Annotated in this window: 19 protein-coding genes; all 19 read left to right on the forward strand. The window is 48.0% G+C overall.

Going from position 1 to position 19,102, the window contains the following annotated elements:
* Positions 1-88 precede the first annotated feature (88 nt).
* The 19 genes from AC0QUU_RS07760 to holA all read left to right on the forward strand — a co-directional run bounded on the left by AC0QUU_RS07760 (position 89) and on the right by holA (position 19,056).
* Positions 89-922 carry a DNA-3-methyladenine glycosylase family protein gene (locus AC0QUU_RS07760; protein ID WP_474541861.1) on the forward strand — a complete coding sequence of 278 codons (834 nt, stop codon included), beginning with the start codon at positions 89-91 and terminating at the stop codon, positions 920-922.
* Complete coding sequence (locus tag AC0QUU_RS07765) at positions 919-1,449, forward strand: cysteine hydrolase family protein (RefSeq protein WP_474541862.1); 531 nt, start codon at positions 919-921, stop codon at positions 1,447-1,449. Before AC0QUU_RS07760 ends, AC0QUU_RS07765 begins: the two co-directional genes overlap by 4 nt.
* A gap of 25 nt (positions 1,450-1,474) precedes the next feature.
* Positions 1,475-2,659 (forward strand): iron-containing alcohol dehydrogenase, encoded by a 1,185-nt coding sequence (locus AC0QUU_RS07770; protein ID WP_474541863.1) that lies wholly within the window; start codon positions 1,475-1,477, stop codon positions 2,657-2,659.
* A gap of 2 nt (positions 2,660-2,661) precedes the next feature.
* Positions 2,662-3,192 (forward strand): nitroreductase family protein, encoded by a 531-nt coding sequence (locus tag AC0QUU_RS07775; protein WP_474541864.1) that lies wholly within the window; start codon positions 2,662-2,664, stop codon positions 3,190-3,192.
* Between the two features lie 15 nt (positions 3,193-3,207).
* The gene (gene crcB / locus AC0QUU_RS07780) at positions 3,208-3,576 is read left to right on the forward strand and encodes a fluoride efflux transporter CrcB (RefSeq protein WP_474545540.1); all 369 of its coding nucleotides are present in this window, start codon (positions 3,208-3,210) and stop codon (positions 3,574-3,576) included.
* Between the two features lie 174 nt (positions 3,577-3,750).
* Entirely contained in the window at positions 3,751-3,963 is a 213-nt protein-coding gene (locus AC0QUU_RS07785) for a FeoA family protein (protein WP_474541865.1), read from the forward strand.
* 578 nt (positions 3,964-4,541) lie between these two features.
* Positions 4,542-5,792, forward strand: coding sequence for a glutamate-5-semialdehyde dehydrogenase (locus AC0QUU_RS07790; RefSeq protein ID WP_474541866.1), 1,251 nt, complete (start codon positions 4,542-4,544; stop codon positions 5,790-5,792).
* Between the two features lie 365 nt (positions 5,793-6,157).
* Complete coding sequence (gene argC / locus AC0QUU_RS07795; protein WP_474541867.1) at positions 6,158-7,198, forward strand: N-acetyl-gamma-glutamyl-phosphate reductase; 1,041 nt, start codon at positions 6,158-6,160, stop codon at positions 7,196-7,198.
* Between the two features lie 91 nt (positions 7,199-7,289).
* Positions 7,290-7,736, forward strand: a complete 447-nt coding sequence (locus AC0QUU_RS07800) for a GNAT family N-acetyltransferase (RefSeq protein WP_474545541.1) — start codon at positions 7,290-7,292, stop codon at positions 7,734-7,736.
* A gap of 23 nt (positions 7,737-7,759) precedes the next feature.
* The gene (gene argJ, locus AC0QUU_RS07805; RefSeq protein WP_474541868.1) at positions 7,760-8,983 is read left to right on the forward strand and encodes a bifunctional glutamate N-acetyltransferase/amino-acid acetyltransferase ArgJ; all 1,224 of its coding nucleotides are present in this window, start codon (positions 7,760-7,762) and stop codon (positions 8,981-8,983) included.
* Between the two features lie 14 nt (positions 8,984-8,997).
* Entirely contained in the window at positions 8,998-9,900 is a 903-nt protein-coding gene (argB, locus tag AC0QUU_RS07810; protein WP_474541870.1) for an acetylglutamate kinase, read from the forward strand.
* Positions 9,887-11,068 carry an aspartate aminotransferase family protein gene (locus AC0QUU_RS07815; RefSeq protein WP_474541872.1) on the forward strand — a complete coding sequence of 394 codons (1,182 nt, stop codon included), beginning with the start codon at positions 9,887-9,889 and terminating at the stop codon, positions 11,066-11,068. The genes argB and AC0QUU_RS07815 overlap by 14 nt, the downstream gene beginning before the upstream one ends.
* Before the next feature lie 101 nt (positions 11,069-11,169).
* Positions 11,170-11,601, forward strand: a complete 432-nt coding sequence (locus AC0QUU_RS07820) for a DMT family transporter (protein WP_474541873.1) — start codon at positions 11,170-11,172, stop codon at positions 11,599-11,601.
* Between the two features lie 264 nt (positions 11,602-11,865).
* Positions 11,866-12,459, forward strand: coding sequence for a helix-hairpin-helix domain-containing protein (locus AC0QUU_RS07825; RefSeq protein WP_474541875.1), 594 nt, complete (start codon positions 11,866-11,868; stop codon positions 12,457-12,459).
* A 22-nt stretch (positions 12,460-12,481) separates the two neighbouring features.
* Entirely contained in the window at positions 12,482-13,168 is a 687-nt protein-coding gene (locus AC0QUU_RS07830) for a response regulator transcription factor (protein ID WP_474541877.1), read from the forward strand.
* A complete protein-coding gene (locus AC0QUU_RS07835) occupies positions 13,125-14,600 on the forward strand; it encodes a sensor histidine kinase (protein ID WP_474541878.1) in 1,476 nt (491 codons plus the stop codon). Before AC0QUU_RS07830 ends, AC0QUU_RS07835 begins: the two co-directional genes overlap by 44 nt.
* An 11-nt stretch (positions 14,601-14,611) precedes the next feature.
* The gene (locus AC0QUU_RS07840; protein ID WP_474541879.1) at positions 14,612-15,550 is read left to right on the forward strand and encodes a GerMN domain-containing protein; all 939 of its coding nucleotides are present in this window, start codon (positions 14,612-14,614) and stop codon (positions 15,548-15,550) included.
* Positions 15,551-15,564: 14 nt separating this feature from the next.
* Complete coding sequence (locus AC0QUU_RS07845; protein WP_474541881.1) at positions 15,565-17,979, forward strand: ComEC/Rec2 family competence protein; 2,415 nt, start codon at positions 15,565-15,567, stop codon at positions 17,977-17,979.
* A gap of 72 nt (positions 17,980-18,051) precedes the next feature.
* Positions 18,052-19,056, forward strand: a complete 1,005-nt coding sequence (holA, locus tag AC0QUU_RS07850; RefSeq protein ID WP_474541882.1) for a DNA polymerase III subunit delta — start codon at positions 18,052-18,054, stop codon at positions 19,054-19,056.
* The last annotated feature ends 46 nt before the right edge of the window (positions 19,057-19,102 follow it).

Below are 19,102 nucleotides of genomic sequence, written 5' to 3' on the forward strand. Positions count from 1 at the left end.
CAATTTCCTGCCGGCATAGACAGATGCAAAACTAATACTTTCCGAAAGAATATCCGCTGTGCTATAATGGGCGGGAAGGCGGTGAAATATGGTTACAATAGAAAATGACTGTTTTTCCATTTCTCAGATCTGTGAATCCGGGCAGTGTTTTCGTCTGGATCCGGTGTCGGAAAACATTTATGAACTTATCGCGGCAGACCGGTATCTGGAAATTGGAATACAGCGTGGAGAGGACGGGCGGGAAAAAACAGTTTTTTCCTGCACGCAGGAAGAATACAGCAGATTCTGGAAAACATATTTTGATCTGGACGCATCCTATTCAGATTACATAAAGCAGATTGACGGGAAAGATGACTATTTGAAGGCTGCAGCGGAATTTGGCAGAGGCATCCGGATTCTCAGACAGGATATATGGGAAATGATTCTTACGTTCATTCTTTCCCAGCAGAATAATATTCCACGGATCAAGAAGCTGATCCGGGTGCTGAGTGAGAAATACGGGGAGGAGCGAAAGACGCCGGAGGGGAAGAAATATTTTGCTTTCCCCACTGCACGGAGTCTGGCGGCCGCATCGGAAGAGGAACTGAGAAGCCTGAAACTGGGCTATCGAAGCAGATATATCTGCAAAACGGCAAAACAGGTGGCGGAAGAGGAGATTAATCTGAAGGAGCTTTCGGAAATGTCCTACAAAGACGCCCGGGAGGAACTTATGAAGCTTTCGGGAGTCGGAGGCAAAGTGGCGGACTGTATCTGTCTGTTTGCGCTGCATCAGATGGATGCGTTTCCGGTGGATACTCATATCAGGCAGGTCCTGGATGTGCACTATGCGGACGGATTTCCGTTTGACCGGTATAAAGGCTGCGCAGGCGTAATGCAGCAGTATATATTCTATTATGATTTGAAGAGAGGAGGAGAAAAATGAAAGTATTAGTAGTCGTTGATATGCAGAATGATTTTATCGACGGTTCTCTGGGCACAAAAGAAGCACAGAAAATTGTCCCCGGTGTAGTTGAAAAAATCAGGAATTTTGAAGGCAGAGTAATTGCTACAAGGGATACACATGGAAGGGATTATCTGAACAGCGCGGAGGGAAAGCAGCTTCCGGTGGTTCACTGTGTGAAAGATACAGAAGGCTGGCAGATCCGTCCAGAGGTGGAAGAAGCGGTCCGGGAAAAGACGGGCAGCAGGATCCTGGACAAGCCGACTTTCGGAAGTGTGGAACTGGGAGAATATATGAGGCAGTTTGACCAGACAGAAGGTCCGGTGGAAGAGATTACTCTGATCGGTCTTTGCACAGATATCTGTGTGATTTCAAACGCGCTTCTTCTGAAAGCATATCTTCCGGAAGTGCCCATCCGGGTGGAGGCTTCCTGCTGCGCGGGGGTGACGCCGGAAAGCCATGAACAGGCGCTGGGCGCTATGAAGATGTGTCAGATTACAATAATATAGATTTTTATTTAAGGAGGAACTTATCATGGAGAATTTTACTTATTATACACCTACGAAAGTTGTGTTCGGGAAAGGGACAGAGAAGCAGACCGGAGACCTGGTAAAAGAGCAGGGATGCAGAAAAGTTCTTGTTCACTATGGAAGCGGAAGCGTGAAGCGGACCGGACTTCTGGACCGGATTTATGCTTCTCTGGACGAAGCAGGCATTTCTTATGTGTCTCTGGGAGGAGTTGTGCCGAATCCCAGACTTTCTCTGATCTATCAGGGAATTGATCTGTGCCGGAAGGAAGGCGTGGATTTTATTCTGGCTGTAGGAGGAGGCAGTGTAATAGATTCTGCCAAGGCCATCGGATACGGCGTGGCTGACGAAGAGCAGGGAGATGTATGGGACTTTTATGAGAAGACAAGAGAACCGAAAGCATGTCTTCCGGTAGGCGTTGTTCTTACGATTTCCGCGGCAGGATCTGAAATGAGCAATTCTTCTGTTATTACAAATGAAAAGGGATGGCTGAAGCGGGGATGTAATTATGATATCTGCCGTGCCAGATTCGCGGTTATGAATCCGGAGATTACCATGACTCTGCCGAAATACCAGACAGCCTGCGGATGTACGGATATTATGATGCACACAATGGAACGGTATTTTAACCAGTCCGATAATATGGAACTGACAGACGGAATCAGCGAGCACCTGCTGCGCACCGTTATGAATAATGCAAAAATCCTTATGACTGAGCCGGACAACTATCAGGCCCGGGCAGAAGTAATGTGGGCAGGAAGCCTGTCTCATAACGGTCTGACCGGATGCGGAACAGATGGCGGAGACTGGGCATGCCATCAGCTGGAGCATGAGCTGGGCGGCATGTTTGATGTGGCTCACGGCGCCGGACTTGCGGCTGTCTGGGGAAGCTGGGCAAGATATGTGATGGACGCCAGACCGGAGCGTTTCGCGAAGTTCGCGGTAAATGTAATGGGCGTGGAGCCTGCAGAAGACGATATAGCTACAGCTCTCAGAGGCGTGGAAAAGATGGAAGAGTTCTACCGCCAGATCGAGATGCCGGTATGCATCAGCGATATGGATATTGATCTTACAGAAGAGCAGATGAGAGAGCTGGCGGAGAAATGCAGTCATTTTGGAAAACGTACTGTGGGCTGTGTGAAGAAACTGGATAAGGAAGACATGTATCAGATTTACAGAAAGGCGAGGTAACAATGGAAGAAACATTAAAAGATCTGAAAGAGAGAAGAAGTATTCGTGCCTATAAGCCGGAGCAGATTAAAGAGGAAGAACTGCAGAAGATTCTGGAGGCCGGTACATATGCGCCTACGGGAATGGGAAAACAGTCTCCGAAGATTGTGGTTGTGCAGGATAAAGAAACAAGAGATTATCTGTCGGAACTGAATGCGAAGTATTTCCCGGGAGGCGGCGGATCCGATCCGTTTTACGGAGCACCGACAGTTCTGGTAGTTCTCGCCGACAGAGAACGTCCTACCTGCGTGGAGGACGGCTCCCTTGTTCTGGGAAATCTGATGAATGCGGCACATGCCGTAGGCGTGGGATCCTGCTGGATTCACAGGGCAAGAGAAGTGTTTGATTCGGAGGAAGGCAAAGCGCTGTTAAAGAAATGGGGAATTGAAGGCGATTATATCGGCGTGGGCCACTGCATCCTGGGCTATCCGGCAGACGGAGCGGTTCCGGAGGGAAAGCCAAGAAAAGACGACTATATTGTCTATGTAAGATAGAAACTATGAGGTAGAATCGTGAAAGGTTTTCTTTTTGTAGGACTTGGCGGGGCCCTGGGCGCAGTGCTCCGCTATGCCATCAGTCTTTTCCCTTATAAAGGAACGTTCCCTGTACTTACCTTTATTACAAACGTGCTGGGCGCTCTGCTGATCGGCTATATTGCAGGGGCGGCGGCGCGCCGGGGACTTTCCCGGAATCTGGTCTTATTCCTGAAAACGGGAGTATGCGGAGGCTTTACTACCTTTTCCACGTTCTCTCTGGAAGCATACAATCTGTTTGACGGGGGACATTATATTACAGCAGTTTTTTATATGATATTAAGTATGCTGTGCTGTCTGGCAGGTGTGGCTGCCGGTCTGTATATGGCAGAGCGTATCGGATAAAATTTATCATTTATAAAAGAATACATCAGTCTGCCGCCGGAGACGATAACAGTATTCCGGGAAAAACGGGATGCAGAGGTATGCATTTCCTTACTGATGTATTCCACATGCAACACAGATTGCGATTGACTAACTCTGCATCGGTTTCCTAAAATGTAAAAAAGGAGGGATTCTATGCAGGCGTTGTCAAAGGCAAAAGCAGGAGAAAACTATACGATCAAGTGGATGTTCGGCCTGCCGGATGTACTGGAATTTCTGAGAGGCCGCCACGTAGAAGAAGGAACTACGATTCAGGTTGTCCGGAACAGCGGCGAATTCGTTATTATCGGCGTGGAAGGACACAGGTATGTACTGGGAAACGGAATCGCGGATCGGATTCAGGTGTAATTTGAATTTGTGCGTGGAGAAAGCTTCCGCCGGGGAGTCCGGGTATGGTGCCGGAGAGCACGCTTTCGCTCGGAACGCGGCGCAGCGGTACATAAGAGCGCGAAGGACGTGCTCTAAGTGCCGGCGCCGCTTTACGGCTCTCCATCCCCCCCCTCATCCCTTCCCGACTGCGCTTTCTCCCCCACAATTTCAAATTCAAACAAGAAGAAACGAAGACAGAACTTTATCGGCTGACACAAGACTGTATTCCGTACGGTTGTTTGAAAGCAGGTGTATTTTCCTGTTTCAAAAGCGGAAATCGGATGAATAGTTAGCCGTAGTCGAAATAGTTCTGTCTTTGTTTTTGTTTGTTGAATTTGAAATTTCCCGCAGCCGCTATCCGAAAACGATTTATTCTCACTTCGTATTCTGACATTTTCGGACTTTTTTCAATCGCATGCCGCAGATAAATTCAAATTGAAGGGGCGAAAAGAAAGTGTGGCGGGAAACGGAGAATGATGGTAAAATAAGACAAATGGCGCGCAGAGATCTGTTGAACCGGATGAGATTACACCGGGTGCAGAAAGGAGAACAAAAATATGGGAACTTACATGGAAATGCTCGCAAAACATGCAAAGAATGCATCACGAGAAGCGGCAAAGCTCGGTACAGATGAGAAAAACAGGGGACTGCTTGCTGTGGCAGATGAATTGACAGCACAGCAGGAACTGATCCTGGAGGAAAATAAAAAAGATCTGGAGGCTGCAAAGGAAAAGGGAATAAAGCAGTCTCTGATCGACAGGCTGGCGCTTTCGGAAAAGAGAATCGCTGATATGGCCGAGGGACTCCGTCAGATTGCGGCTTTGGAAGACCCGGTCGGAGAAGTGCTTTATATGAAGACGCGGCCGAATGGACTGCGGATCGGACAGAAAAGAGTACCGCTCGGAGTTGTGGGAATTATTTATGAATCCCGTCCGAATGTTACGGCAGATGCCTTTGGTCTCTGCTTTAAGACAGGAAACGCAGTTATTCTGCGGGGAGGAAGCGATGCAATTCATTCCAATCTGGCAATTGTCCGGGCAATTAAGTCAGGTCTGCGCAAAATGAAACTCAATCAGGATATAGTTTTGTTGGTTGAGGACACAAGCAGGGATGTTGTCAATGAAATGATGAAGATGCATGGCTGGATTGACGTACTGATTCCCAGAGGTGGGGCAGGACTGATTACGAATGTGGTTCAGAACAGTACGGTTCCGGTAATTGAGACGGGTACGGGAAACTGCCATGTCTATGTAGATGAAGGGGCCGATCCGGTTATGGCGGCAGATATTGTGGAGAACGCAAAAACACAGCGGATGGGCGTATGCAATGCATGCGAATCTCTGGTAATTCATTCCAAAGCGGCGGAGGAGATTCTTCCGCGGATTGTCTCCAGGCTAAAAGGGCATAATGTAGAGATGCGCGGGGATGAAAAAGCACGGGCAATCAGTGAAGAGATTATCCCGGCTTCCGAGGAAGACTGGGGTACCGAGTATCTGGACGCTATTATCTCCATAAAAGTAGTGGATTCCATAGATGAAGCCATTGAGCATATTAATAAATATAATACCGGACACTCAGAATCTATTGTGACAAAAGATTATGCCCGTGCAATGAAGTTCCTCGATGAAATTGACGCGGCGGCGGTCTATGTAAATGCATCGACCAGGTTTACCGATGGGTTTGAATTCGGATTCGGAGCAGAGATCGGTATCAGTACGCAGAAACTTCATGCAAGAGGCCCCATGGGGCTTCAGGCTCTGACAACAACAAAGTATATCGGATTTGGCAGCGGTCAGATCCGGAAATAAGGCAAAAAAGGATACGGAAAAAACAGAGAAAAGGATACGCCGGAGCATGTACCGGAAGTGGCCGAGACAAAGAGTTTCGGACTTCGGGTGCTGTTTCCGGCGTTTGTCTGTGGTGATACGATGAAAACGTACACTATTATATACAGAAGAATTTAACGGAAAATACAGGAGTAATTGAATAATACTTGCATATTATGCAAAAATGATGTATTATTATGCAAGTATTAACAAAGCGAACAGGGATGTACCCTTTACTTCCCTGCCAATGTGGTATATTATTAGGAATTGTAAGCGTCTGCGGACAGAAGCACTATAGATTCGTCTGCCGGCGCTGTACATATTTCACAGGAAAGGAAATTACTGAAATGATTAAAGTTGGAATCATCGGAGCTACAGGATATGCCGGCGCCGAGCTTGTGAGAATACTGACAGGGCATAAAAATGCGCAGATTGAATGGTATGGCTCCAGAAGTTATATAGATCAGAAATACGCAGATGTATACAGAAATATGTTCCAGATTGTGGATGACACATGTATGGACGACAACATGGAGGAGCTGGCGTCCCGGGTGGATGTGATTTTTACGGCTACACCCCAGGGACTGTGCGCGTCTCTTGTAAACGAAGGAATTCTGTCAAAGGCAAAGGTAATCGATCTCAGCGCGGACTTCCGGCTTAAAGATGTATCAGTCTACGAAGAGTGGTATAAGATTGAGCATAAAGCTCCTCAGTTCCTTGAGGAAGCAGTATACGGCCTGTGCGAAGTGAACAGAGAAGCGGTAAAGAAGGCACGTCTGGTGGCGAATCCGGGATGTTATACAACCTGTTCGATTCTGACGGCCTATCCGCTGGCAAAAGAGGGGCTGATCGATATGGACAGTCTGATTATCGACGCAAAATCCGGAACCTCCGGAGCAGGACGGGGCGCCAAGCTTCCGAATCTCTTCTGCGAGGTTAATGAAAATATTAAGGCATATGGAGTAGCCACACACCGGCATACGCCTGAAATCGAAGAACAGCTGGGATATGCTGCCGGGAAGAAGGTTACGCTTAGTTTTACACCGCACCTTGTTCCCATGAACCGGGGAATTCTTGCCACAGAGTACGCCAGCTTGACCCGGAAAGTTACGACGGAAGAGATCAAAGCTGTATATGATAAATATTACGGGGATGAAAAATTTGTCCGTGTTCTTGAGCCGGGGGTATGCCCGGAAACAAAGTGGGTGGAAGGCAGCAATTACGTGGATATCGGTTTTAAAATTGATCCCAGAACAAACCGCATTATTATGATGGGCGCCATTGACAATCTGGTTAAAGGCGCGGCCGGACAGGCGGTGCAGAACATGAACCTGATGTTTGGCGAGCGGGAGAGCGAAGGTCTGGAACTGGTGCCGATGTTCCCGTAAGTTTTACCGGGAAGCAGTAATCCTTCGGATGCTGCTGATTTGACGGTATGAGAGTGTCCCGGGACGAAAAATGAATGGAGTACATATAGTTATGATACGTGTAATGACAATTGAGGACTACGATCAGGTGTATGCCCTCTGGAAAAAGATCAAAGGCTTTGGAATCCGCAGTATAGATGATTCCAGAGAGGGAGTGGAGCGGTTCCTGAAGCGGAATCCGTCCACCAGCGTAGTGGCCGAGGAAGACGGGAAAATTGTGGGAAGCATCCTCTGCGGCCATGACGGCAGACGGGGCTGTCTGTACCACGTCTGTGTGGATGAAGCGTACAGAAGACATGGAATCGGAAGAGCGATGGTTGTTTTTGCCATGAAAGCGCTGCAGAAAGAGGAAATCAACAAAGTATCTCTTATAGCTTTTACAAAAAATGACATTGGAAATGCTTTCTGGAATACCATCGGATGGACAGAGAGACTGGATCTGAATTATTATGACTTTACCCTGAATGAGGAAAATATTACGGCATTTAATGAACAGTAGAAAAGAAAAGGAGCGGAAAGACGATGAAGATAATTGACGGAGGCGTAACTGCCGCAAAAGGATTTGAGGCGGCGGCAGCGGCGGCAGGAATCAAATATCAGGACCGGACAGATATGGCCCTGATCTACAGTGAAAAACCATGTAAGGCAGCAGGAGCTTTTACGACGAATGTGGTAAAAGCCGCGCCGGTGAAATGGGACAGGGAGATCATAGAGAAAAAACTGCGGCCCCAGGCAGTTATAGTGAATTCGGGAATTGCAAATGCATGTACCGGTGAGGAAGGGATGGAATGCTGCAGAAAAACGGCGGAAACCGCGGCCCGGGAGCTGGATGTGGATGCGGAAAGTGTGCTGGTCGGATCTACCGGCGTTATCGGAATGCAGATCCCCATGGACCGGATTGAAAAAGGAATTCATACACTTGCGGCAGAGAAAAAGGCAGACCGGGAAAGCGGCGCTGCGGCTGCAAAAGCCATTATGACAACCGATACCAGACCGAAGGAAGCGGCAGTTACTTTTGAAATCAATGGAAAGACAGTGACCATCGGCGGCATGGCGAAAGGCTCCGGCATGATTCATCCGAATATGTGCACCATGCTGTCATTTATTACAACGGATGCGAAAATATCCGGGAAGGCGCTGCGGAAAGCGCTGCGTGCAGATGTGGAGGATACCTACAACATGATATCCGTGGACGGAGATACGTCTACCAATGATACAGTGCTTCTGCTGGCAAACGGCATGGCCGGGAATGATAAGATCCGGTACGGTACGCCGGAGTATGAAATATTCTGCCAGGCCCTTCACTATATAAATGAGACACTGGCCAAAAAGATGGCAGGGGACGGCGAGGGAGCGACGGCTCTCTTTGAGGCGAAGATTACAGGAGCACAGACCAGGGAACAGGCAAAGGTACTGGCAAAGTCCATTGTCTGCTCTAATCTGACGAAGACGGCTATCGCCGGCCATGATGCAAACTGGGGCAGAATTCTCTGTGCAATGGGGTATTCCGGAGCGGAGTTTGATCCGGAAAAAGTGACGCTGTTTTTTGAGAGCAGTGCGGGAAAGATTAAGATTATAGAAAATGGAGTCGCTGTAGAATACAGCGAGGAGAAGGCGACAGAGATTCTCTCTCAGCCCGAAGTAACAGTAACCGCAGATATCGGGGAAGGCCAGGCACAGGCGGCGGCCTGGGGCTGTGATCTGACTCATGAATATATTAATATTAACGCCGATTACCGGAGTTAAGGAGGACAGGAACGATGAATGAAAACATGCAGCAGTATCTGGATAAAGCGCAGGTTCTGATTGAGGCTCTGCCCTATATCCAGCGTTTTAACAGGAAGATTATTGTAGTGAAATACGGCGGCAGCGCCATGGTGGATGAAGAACTGAAAAAGCGGGTGATTGAGGACGTGACGCTGCTTAAGCTGGTAGGATTCAAACCGATTATTGTCCACGGAGGCGGTAAAGAGATCAGCAAATGGGTGGCAAAGACAGGAATGGAACCCAGATTTATCAATGGACTCCGCGTGACAGATGAAAGCACGATGGAGATCGCGGAAATGGTTCTTGGGCGGGTGAATAAAAGCCTGGTACAGCTTGTAGAGAGTCTGGGCGTACGGGCCATCGGCATCAGCGGAAAGGACGGCGGTCTTCTGCGGGTGGATAAAAAGTATTCTGAAGGACAGGATATCGGATATGTAGGTGAGATCAAGCATGTCAATGCGCCGATTCTCTTTGACCTGCTGGAGAAAGACTTCCTTCCGATTGTCTGCCCGGTAGGAATGGACGATGACTATAATACATACAACATCAATGCGGATGACGCGGCCTGTGCCATTGCGCGGGCAGTCCGGGCTGAGAAACTGGCTTTCCTGACAGATATTGAAGGCGTGTACAAAGATCCGGACGATCCTTCCACCCTGATCTCCGAGCTGTGGGTGGACGACGCGAAGAAACTGATGTCATCCGGAAATATTGGCGGCGGTATGCTGCCAAAGCTTCAGAACTGCATTGACGCCATCGCCCATGGCGTGTCCAGAGTGCATATTCTGGACGGCCGGATTCCCCACTGCCTCCTTCTGGAGATCTTTACAAACAAGGGAATCGGCACGGCAATATTGAACAGTAAAGAAAGCAGGTATTATTATGGTGAACAATAAAATTCAGTCGGCGGAAGAAAATCTTATTCGTGTATATAATCGTTTCCCCGTTGTGCTTGACCATGGGGAGGGCATGTATCTTTATGATACGGATGGAAAGGAGTATCTGGATTTTGCGGCGGGATTTGCCGTATGCGGTCTGGGATATGGCAATAAAGAGCTTGCCGGTGTTCTGAAGGATCAGATTGACCGGCTGTATCATACATCCAATCTCTATTACCATGAGAGCTGCGGAGAGGCTGCAAAAGAACTGAACCGTGTATGCGGCATGGACCGGGTTTTTTTTACAAACAGCGGCGGCGAAGCAATTGAGGGAGCCCTGAAAGCGGCAAGAAGATATTCATATACAAAGCAGACAGGCAGATATGAGTTTATTGCCATGGAGAATTCTTTTCACGGAAGGACATTCGGCGCTGTGTCTGTAACCGGACATAAGGCATACAGGGATCCTTTTGAGCCTGTGGTTCCGGGTGTGAAATTCGCAAAGTTCAATGATCTGGACAGTGTGAAAGCTCTTGTCAGTGACAAAACCTGTGCGATTATTCTGGAGCCTCTGCAGGGAGAAGGCGGTATAAACCCTGCTACGCAGGAATTTATGGAAGGAATCCGGAATATCTGTGACGAGAACGGTATTCTTATGATCTGTGATGAGGTTCAGTGTGGCATGGGAAGAACCGGAAGTATGTTTGCATGGCAGGGGTATGGAGTGAAGCCGGACATTCTGACCATGGCAAAGGCAATCGGAAACGGCATTCCGGTAGGTGCCTTCGCCCTGACAAAGGAAGTGGCAGAATATTCCCTGCAGCCCGGGGACCACGGCGCTACATACGGCGGCAATCCGCTGGCATGTACGGCGGTGAAAAAAGTGATTGAGATTTTCGAGCGGGAAGATATTGTGGGACATGTAAATAAGGTGGCGCCCTATCTGACAAGGAAGCTGGATGAGCTTGTAGAAGAAATGGACTGCGTGACAGAGCGCAAAGGCAAAGGCCTGATGCAGGGAATCGTTGTTACAAAGCCGTTGGCAGAGGTAAACAATAAAGCGGTTCATGAAGGACTTCTAGTCATCCAGGCCCATGGAAATGTGATCCGTTTTGTTCCTCCGCTTATTGTGGAAGAAAAGCATATTGATGAAATGATTGTGAAAATGAAGAAAGCGCTTCAGTAATTGAAGAAGAACTCCGCTTTCACGGAAGAGGCGGAATAAAGAGACCGGTTGTCGGATATACTGAAATATGTGTAAATGGTGCAGCATATGGAGGTAGGAAGATGATCGGTTTTTTTATCGCACTTTTATCAGGCGCTCTGATGAGTGTGCAGGGAGTATTCAACACTCAGGTGACGAAGACGACAGGTGTCTGGGTGAGTAACGGATGGGTTCAGCTCACAGCATTTGCAGTCTGTCTTGCCGTATGGCTGGCAACCGGCCGTGACAGTGTGACAGCTCTGGGGCGGGTCGAACCGAAATATATGCTGCTGGGCGGCGTAATCGGCGCGGGGATAACGTGGACGGTAATTAAGAGTATAGAAGCGCTGGGGCCGGCAAAGTCTGCCCTTCTTATTGTAATCGCGCAGCTGATCGTGTCTTACGTAATTGAGCTTTTCGGAATGTTCGGGATGGAGAAAGAACCGATAGACTGGAGAAAGCTGGGAGGGCTCGCCCTGGCTATTGTGGGAATTGCTGTTTTTCAGTGGAAGTAAGGAGCGAAGAGGCGGCAACAGGTATAAAACCGTAATAAACACTCAATAAAGTTGTAACAAAGACGTAATTGTCTATTGTCTTTTTGACAGAAATTCGTTACAATAATAACAGGTTGTGCATAAACAGCCTGGTTCACAGAGATAAACGGAACAGGGAGGTTCTGCGTATTTCATGTGTGCCGTTTTTATGTCCGGCATAAAGGGGTATTCTTGCGATCTGCGGATTGTGAGGAAAGTATGCGAGATAATTTAAAAATTTTCATTATGACGGCGGTTCTGCTCGGGGCGCTGTTTCTGCTGGCCGGCTGCGGCGGACAGCAGGAGGACGGGCTTGAGAATCTGGAACTGACAGATACATCCGGAACGGAAGAAGATAAAGGTATGCAGGAAGAGTCCTGCGGAGAAGAGGAGACATATGTTTATGTTCACGTTTGCGGTGCAGTACGGTCTCCTGGAGTGTATAAATTAAAAAATGATGCGCGGGTTTTTGAAGCAGTTGAACTGGCCGGCGGGCTGACAGAAGAGGCGGCCGGCGAATATGTTAATCAGGCGGAGACTGTGACGGACGGAGGGCGCATTTACGTGCCGACTCTGGAGGAAGCACAGGAGTACGGCGCGGGGGTTGCAGAAAAAGGGATAACCAGTGGTACGGACGGAAATATACAGGGAAAGATAAATATTAATACAGCCGGAAAAGAGAAACTCATGCAGCTTACCGGAATCGGTGAGGCAAAGGCTCAGAGTATTCTGGATTACCGTGAGGAGCACGGAAGGTTTACCGCCGTGGAGGAGCTGATGCAGATTGAGGGAATCAAAGAGGGAGTATTTAATAAAATAAAGGACAACATAACGATATAGCAGGGAGTCGAGATATTGGAGTATGAGTAAAAAAATATTGGTTGTGGATGATGAAAAATTGATCGTGAAAGGGATCCGCTTCAGTCTGGAGCAGGAGGGCATGGAAGTAGACTGCGCATATGATGGCGAGGAAGCGCTGGAGTATGCAAGGAACTGCGAATATGATCTGGTGCTTCTGGATGTGATGCTTCCGAAAAAAGACGGATTTGAGGTGTGCCAGCAGATACGGGAATTCTCAGATATGCCCATTGTTATGCTGACGGCCAAAAGTGAAGACATGGACAAGATTCTGGGGCTGGAGTACGGAGCCGACGACTACATAACAAAGCCCTTTAATATACTTGAGGTTAAAGCAAGAATCAAAGCCATTATGCGCCGCACGACCAAAAGAAAGGAACCGGCGGGAAGTCCGGTTCTTATAAAGGGGAACATGAAAATTGACTGTGAGAGCAGGAGAGTGTTTATCGGAGAGCGGGAGATTAATCTGACGGCGAAGGAATTTGATGTACTTGAACTCCTGGCTATGAATCCGAACAAGGTATACAGCAGAGAGAACCTGCTGAATCTCATATGGGGATATGATTATCCGGGAGATGCAAGAACAGTGGATGTGCATATCAGGAGACTGCGAGAGAAAATAGAGGTTAATCCGAGTGAACCGAAATATGTACATACAAAGTGGGGAGTGGGTTATTATTTCCAGGGGTAAGCTTCGGCTTAAAATAAGAGATAGAATATTCCGGAATCTGCGGGTGAGGATAATTGCGATCATTATGCTGGCAGGGCTTGTGCCCTGTCTGGCTGCGCTTTTCGGAATTGTAACTTATTACGAATCCAGGGCGGTGGAACTTCGGACTGCAGAAATTCAGAATCAGTGTACAATTCTGTGCAATCAGTTCAGTACTTACGGATATCTTTCGGATACGTCATCCGAGGTCATCAATGCAAATCTTTCACAGCTGACAGATATTTACAATGGCCGGGTTATGGTGATTGACAGCCAGCTTACCGTTGTCAGGGATACATACGATCTGGATGAGGGAAAAACGGATGTATCTGAAAACGTGATCCGAAGCATGCAGGGTGAGGCGGTCAGTTATTACGATAAAAAGAATAATTATATTGAGGTTTCTGCACCTATTCCGGGTCCTGAAGGCGAAGGGATCAGCGGAGTAATGCAGGCCAGTGTGTCTACGGATACAATCGAGAATACGATTGCCGAACTGTATACGCAGGGAGGCGTGATCATTGGAATTGCCATGATTCTGCTGGCTCTCGCCGGCGTCTTTGCGGCGGACAGAGTGGTGCGGCCGCTTCACAGAATTACCGGGGCCATCGAAAGTGTGACAGAGGGGTATACGGACGACGTCCTTCATGTGGAGACATTTACAGAAACCAGGCAGATGAGCGAGGCATTCAATAAGATGCTGGGCAGGCTGAAGCTTCTGGACGAATCCAGAGAAGAGTTCGTCTCAAATGTCTCTCATGAGCTGAAGACGCCTATGACATCTATGAAAGTGCTGGCAGATTCTCTTCTGGAGCAGGAAAATGTGCCTGTGGAAATGTATCAGGAGTTTATGGGGGATATTGCAAAAGAGATTGACAGAGAAAATCAGATTATTACAGATCTGCTCTCTCTTGTTAAAATGGATAAAACAGGGCAGAATATCAATATTCAGTCTGTAAATATCAATGAGCTCCTGGAGCAGATTCTGAAGAGGCTGAAACCTATAGCAGAAAAGAAAAACGTAGAAATGGTAATGGAAAGTTTCCGGCCTGTGACAGCAGAGATTGACGAGACAAAATTTTCCCTTGCGGTTTCCAATCTGGTGGAAAACGCAATTAAATATAATATGGATAACGGCTGGGTTCACGTGTCACTGAACGCGGATCATAAGTTTTTCTATATCAAAGTGGAAGATTCCGGAATTGGTATTCCGGAAAAAGATCAGGATCATATTTTCGAGCGCTTTTACAGGGTGGACAAGTCTCACTCCCGGGAAATCGGCGGCACGGGTCTGGGTCTTGCGATTGCAAGAAATGCGGTAATTGTGCACAGAGGCTCTATCAAGGTTCACAGTATTGAAGGAGAAGGGACTACATTTACGGTTCGGATTCCCCTCACATACGTGACAGTATAGGAGGCATGACTATGAGAACAGACAAAAAAGTGACTGCAGTTCTGATGTGCGTCCTGACAGTCTTTCTGCTTGCCGCGTGTGCGAAGCGAACTGATGTGGACAGCGGGGATCCCTATATATACAGCCTGAACACAGACAGAACCGGCCTGGTAAAGATTACATTTGAATTTGAGGAGGACGATCCACTCAGGCAGGCGGAAGCAATACTGAGTGAGATGAAGCAGCCTGCATCCGACATCGAATATACGACAGTATTTCCGGAGGATGTGGAAGTGACAGAGTGTAATATAAGCGGTGGTATTCTGGCAGTGGATTTTAACAGTGCGTATCTTCAGATGGAGAATCTTGAAGAAAAACTGGTCCGGGCGGCCGTTGTGCAGTCTTTGGTTCGTATAGACGGGATTAATGCTGTGTATTTCTCTGTGGAGGGAGAAAATCTTAAAGACGGAGACGGCAGACCGATCGGCCTTATGAATGAAGATGATTTTGTGGAGAATACAGCGTCTTCGCCCAGTTCCTATCAGACGGGAACGCTGGTACTGTATTTTGCCAATGCGGACGGGGATAAACTTGTGCCGCAGGAGATGAATGTTCGGTACAGCAGCAATATATCAAGAGAGAAACTGATTGTGGAAAAGCTTATACAGGGCCCCCAGAGCGGAGATGTATATCCTGTTATTAATCCGGATACAAATCTGCTGAGCGTTACAATTAAAGACAAGATCTGTTATGTGAATTTTGACAGTACATTCCTTACCGGCGCCTATGATATTGTGCCGGAACTGACCGTTTATTCTATTGTAAATTCTCTGACCGAGGGAACAGAGGCAGAACAGGTACAGATTACGATTAACGGTGAATCGGATAATAGTTATATGGAGGCAGTGGATTTATCCAAGCCTCTGGAATCAGATATGAATTGGGTCGCAGCTGAAAACGATGAAACATGAAACGACCTCTGTGCATGACATGTGCACTTTATCTTATTATACAGGCTGCGGGAATGGGAATTCTTTCCCGGATAGAAAAGGCGCAGAGCCCGGAAATGTCCGGGAAAGAATCTGCTTCTTCCGACCGGACAGAGCAGGTTCTTCTTACCGGTACGGTGGACCGCATAGAAGAAAAGGAGAAAGTAACCGCAGTTTTCCTGAAGGATAATCAGATCTCTGCTTCAGACCAGAAGATCAGCGAGTCGAAAGTACTGGTTTATATCAAACCAGATCAGATGAAAATCAGAAATCAGAATCAGACAGAAAACCACAGTGAAAACAGAATAAGAGCAGGAAACAGACTTCGGATTTCCGGTGAGGCCGAAGTCTTTTCGCCAGCCCGCAATCCGGGGAATTTTGATCAGAAATTTTATTATGAAAAGCAGGGGATCCGCCGCCTGATCCGGGCGGAACAGGTGGAACTTATTTCCGGAGAGACAGACCGGGTTAAAGATTTTCTTCAGAGCCTGAGAGCAGGATGGAAGGAAAAACTGATCCGTCATCTGGGAGAATATTACGGCAATACAATGAGCGCGGTACTTCTGGGTGAAAAGAGCGGTCTGGATGAAGAAATGAAAAAAATGTATCAGAAAAACGGAATCGGACATATTCTGGCCATTTCGGGACTTCATATGTCCTTTATCGGTTCCGGACTGTACAGCCTGCTCAGAAAAACCGGTCTGCCCTTTGCCGCTGCCGGTATCTGCGGGGGGCTGATTCTTATTTTCTATACTATTATGATTGGCGGAAGTGTGTCGGCGGTCAGGGCACTGATCATGTTTCTCATTCGGGCGGGAGCAGATGTATGGGGACGGGATTATGATCTGCTTACCAGTCTGCTTGTATCTGCGGCAGGAGTATGTATCTGGCAGCCTCTTTACCTGCTGGATGCGGCCTTCCAGCTTTCCTATGGAGCCATCCTGGGAATTGCGCTGATGGCACCGGTTTTCGGGGATATGCTTCGCTGTTCGGAAACAGGCAGAAGAAAGGATTTCAAAAAAGACGAGAAAAACAGGAACAGCGCCGCGCGCGGAATTGGGCGGTGTATTGCGGGACTGCCAGAAAAACTGGCTGCCGGTCTGAGCTCCAGTCTGGCTGTCAGTGTGTTCCTTATGGGGCCTTTGCTGTACTTTTATTTTGAAATCCCCCCATATTCGGCTCTGCTGAATCTGTTTATTATCCCGGCCATGTCTCTTGTTATGGGAGCCGGGCTTTTCGGCTCTCTTCTTACCCTGGTTTCAGATTATCTGGGAGGGCTGGTCCTTCAGGCCTGCAGAGCGGTGCTTATCTTTTATGACGGAAGCTGTTCGCTTGCGGGAAAACTGCCGGGAAGCCGGTTTGTGACGGGACAGCCGGGAGCGCTGTGGCTGGCTGTATATTACGGGGCAGTGGCAGCAGCATACCTGGTATACCGGTATCTGATATTCCGGAAAAAGAAACGAGAGGCGGAAAACGCAGATGGCAGGAGCAGAATAGAAGAGCCGGGACTGCTGAGGACGCCGGGGATCTTTCTACTGGGATTCGCGGCAGTTATGCTCTTTGTATGCAGGGCAGGGCATGAACATCAGGGAGGGGTTCAGGTTACAGTTCTGGATGTGGGACAGGGAGACGGCATCTTTATCCGCAGCCCGTCGGGAAATGCGTATTTTGTTGACGGCGGCAGCAGCGATGTATCATCCTCCGGTACCTACCGGATCGAACCCTTCCTTCTGGCAGAGGGAGTGGATACGCTGGAGTATGTTTTCCTTTCCCACGGGGACAGCGATCATTTGAACGGTATGACAGAGATGCTTGCAAATCAGGAAATGGGCGTGAGGATAAGAACACTGGTGCTGCCTCCGGCACCGTTTCATGATAAAAACCTGCTTCAGGCGGCACGGACTGCCGCGGAGAACGGCACAAGAATTACTGTGATGAACCCGGGAAACAAGATCAGTGAAATACTGCCTGACGGCGTGTTTGCCCTGACCTGTCTTGCGCCGGAAGAATCTCTTGCGGCGGAGGAAGGAAGCAATGCATCCTCTATGGTACTGGAGCTTACATACGGGAAATTTTCCATGCTGTTTACCGGGGATCTGGAAGGGGCAGGGGAGAAGGCTCTGGCAGAAAGCGGAAGGCTGAAAGAGTATACGGTTCTGAAGGCCGCGCATCATGGATCCCGTTCTTCCGGCTCGGAAGATTTCCTTCATATAGTAAATCCTTCTGCAGCCATAATATCTGCCGGACAGGGAAACCGGTACGGACATCCCCATCCGGAAACTCTGGAACGGCTGCAGGAAGCCGGCTGCACGGTATATTCTACCCGGGATTACGGGGCAGTGTCTGTGTGGACAGACGGAAGCCAGGTGAAGATAGGCGGATTTATCCGGCCGGGCAGTATAAATCGGTGAGAGCGGATTTGACGGAAAAGTAATACCTGCCTCTTGTCAAAAAGGATGCATTTCCGATATAATAGAAGAGTTATGAAAAGTTTGAATGAAGACCTGAAGACGGGAAATTTTAAACAAATATATCTGTTGTACGGCTCTGAGGGCTACCTGAAAAGACAGTACAAGGAACGTTTTATTAAGGCAATGCTTCCGGAAGGCGATACGATGAATTATGCCTATTATGAAGGAAAGGGCACGGACATAAAAGAAGTAATTGATCTGTCGGAGACGCTGCCTTTTTTTTCTCAGCGCCGTCTGATCCTGTTTGAAAATACCGGTTTTTTTAAAAGCGGAGGAAATGATCTGGCAGATTATGTAAAGGAAGTACCGGAAACAACGTATTATATTTTCATTGAAAATGAGATTGATAAAAGGAGCAGGCTCTATAAAGCGGTGAAGGCCAGAGGCCATATTGTGGAGCTGACCACCCAGGATGAAAATACGCTGAAGCGCTGGATTCAGAGCATTCTGAAAAGAGAAGGCAAAATAATGTCAGACTCTGATATCCTTTATTTCCTGAACAAAGTCGGTACAGATATGGAAAATATCCAGAAGGAGCTGGAAAAACTGGTGTGCTATGCACTGGAGAGGCAGACCTTAGGGAGAGCCGATGTGGATGCAGTTTGTGTGACACAGATATCCAACCATATTTTTGATATGGTAAGCGCTGTATCAGATAAAAATCAGCGGCGGGCTCTGGATCTTTACTATGAGCTGCTGGCTCTGAAAGAGCCGCCTATGCGGATTCTGTTTCTGCTGACCAGACAGTACCGTCTTTTGTTTCATGTAAAAGCTCTTATGCAGCAGGGGTATGGCAGGAAAGAGATTGCATCCAAAGCCGGTCTTCATCCTTTTGTGGCGGGAAAATATATGGATCAGGCAAAAAGGTTCAGTATAGAGGAGCTCCGCTCGGTAATGGAAGAGGGAGCGCAGACAGAGCAGAATGTCAAGACGGGACTGCTGTCGGACAATCTGGCAGTGGAACTGTTTATTGTAAAATATTCTTCCAGAAAGGAAGAGGCGTCAATACGAAAATAAGAACCGGAAAGCCGGAAGAATTTTAAGAAGAAATAGAGAAAACAGA

The sequence above is a fragment of the Mediterraneibacter sp. HA8405 genome, from assembly GCF_056148955.1.

Coding starts and splice junctions, on each gene's coding strand:
- AC0QUU_RS07760 (WP_474541861.1), top strand. CDS start 89: ATGGTTACAATAGAAAATGACTGTTTTTCCATTTCTCAGATCTGTGAA.
- AC0QUU_RS07765 (WP_474541862.1), top strand. CDS start 919: ATGAAAGTATTAGTAGTCGTTGATATGCAGAATGATTTTATCGACGGT.
- AC0QUU_RS07770 (WP_474541863.1), top strand. CDS start 1,475: ATGGAGAATTTTACTTATTATACACCTACGAAAGTTGTGTTCGGGAAA.
- AC0QUU_RS07775 (WP_474541864.1), top strand. CDS start 2,662: ATGGAAGAAACATTAAAAGATCTGAAAGAGAGAAGAAGTATTCGTGCC.
- AC0QUU_RS07785 (WP_474541865.1), top strand. CDS start 3,751: ATGCAGGCGTTGTCAAAGGCAAAAGCAGGAGAAAACTATACGATCAAG.
- AC0QUU_RS07790 (WP_474541866.1), top strand. CDS start 4,542: ATGGGAACTTACATGGAAATGCTCGCAAAACATGCAAAGAATGCATCA.
- argC (WP_474541867.1), top strand. CDS start 6,158: ATGATTAAAGTTGGAATCATCGGAGCTACAGGATATGCCGGCGCCGAG.
- AC0QUU_RS07800 (WP_474545541.1), top strand. CDS start 7,290: ATGATACGTGTAATGACAATTGAGGACTACGATCAGGTGTATGCCCTC.
- argJ (WP_474541868.1), top strand. CDS start 7,760: ATGAAGATAATTGACGGAGGCGTAACTGCCGCAAAAGGATTTGAGGCG.
- argB (WP_474541870.1), top strand. CDS start 8,998: ATGAATGAAAACATGCAGCAGTATCTGGATAAAGCGCAGGTTCTGATT.
- AC0QUU_RS07815 (WP_474541872.1), top strand. CDS start 9,887: ATGGTGAACAATAAAATTCAGTCGGCGGAAGAAAATCTTATTCGTGTA.
- AC0QUU_RS07820 (WP_474541873.1), top strand. CDS start 11,170: ATGATCGGTTTTTTTATCGCACTTTTATCAGGCGCTCTGATGAGTGTG.
- AC0QUU_RS07825 (WP_474541875.1), top strand. CDS start 11,866: ATGACGGCGGTTCTGCTCGGGGCGCTGTTTCTGCTGGCCGGCTGCGGC.
- AC0QUU_RS07830 (WP_474541877.1), top strand. CDS start 12,482: ATGAGTAAAAAAATATTGGTTGTGGATGATGAAAAATTGATCGTGAAA.
- AC0QUU_RS07835 (WP_474541878.1), top strand. CDS start 13,125: ATGTACATACAAAGTGGGGAGTGGGTTATTATTTCCAGGGGTAAGCTT.
- AC0QUU_RS07840 (WP_474541879.1), top strand. CDS start 14,612: ATGAGAACAGACAAAAAAGTGACTGCAGTTCTGATGTGCGTCCTGACA.
- AC0QUU_RS07845 (WP_474541881.1), top strand. CDS start 15,565: ATGACATGTGCACTTTATCTTATTATACAGGCTGCGGGAATGGGAATT.
- holA (WP_474541882.1), top strand. CDS start 18,052: ATGAAAAGTTTGAATGAAGACCTGAAGACGGGAAATTTTAAACAAATA.